Annotated in this window: 1 protein-coding gene; it reads left to right on the top strand. The window is 23.1% G+C overall.

Going from position 1 to position 863, the window contains the following annotated elements; genetic code table 11:
• Window positions 1-2: 2 nt before the first annotated feature.
• Window positions 3-863 (top strand): DUF3810 family protein (locus GQX97_RS12695; RefSeq protein WP_232473381.1); only part of this gene is annotated, 861 nt, incomplete at its 3' end.

Here is an 863-nt window from a genome sequence, read left to right as displayed (position 1 = left end):
TAATATGTATAATATTTATAGCCATTGTATTAAAACTTCTMACATTATCACCAAAGTTTATAGAAAATTTTTATTCTAGAAAAGCTTATAAAGTTATATCAGGAAGTATTGGGAAAGTAACATCAAATTTTAGTTTTTCTATTGCTGAAATACTTTTATTTATTTTTATAATATTAATTCTTTTATTCTTTGTTTTYTCTATAAAAAAAATAATATTTGGACAAGAAAAATTAAAATTAATATTTAACTTTTTATATGTAGTAGTGTGTATTGCAATTATTATATATATWGTTTTTATGTCTGTATGGGGATTAAATTATTATAGATTTCCTCTTATAAATAATTATCAAAATTACTTCTTTGAAAATAATAATATMAMAGATGAAGAAGCRTATAACAAACTATATTCATTAGCAGAGTTATTAATAAAAGATTTAAATGATTTGCAAACAAAAATGAAATATGAAACCTCAATCAATACAAATTATCAAGCTCTAAACAGAATGGTTGAAAGTGAATATAATAAAGTTTTTGAAGAGTTTCCATATTTAGARATGTATTATTCAAGAACAAAGCCAATAAAAATATCAAAACTTTTTTTAAGACTTCAAATAACAGGAATATACTCACCATTTACTTCAGAAGCAAATGTTAATACTCTTATACCATATACATCTATGCCTTATACTATAGCYCATGAAATGGCACATAAAATAGGAATCGCCTACGAAGATGAAGCTAATTTTATTGCATATCTTGCCTGCTCAAAACATAGTGATTTATTTATACAATATTCAGKAGCATTTGAAGCACTATTATATGTTTTGTCAGAACTTAACAGAGATGAAAATTATGCTATGCTT

This window comes from Brachyspira sp. SAP_772 (assembly GCF_009755885.1).
Lineage (GTDB): Bacteria > Spirochaetota > Brachyspiria > Brachyspirales > Brachyspiraceae > Brachyspira.
This window is presented reverse-complemented; position numbering and strand designations above follow the sequence as displayed.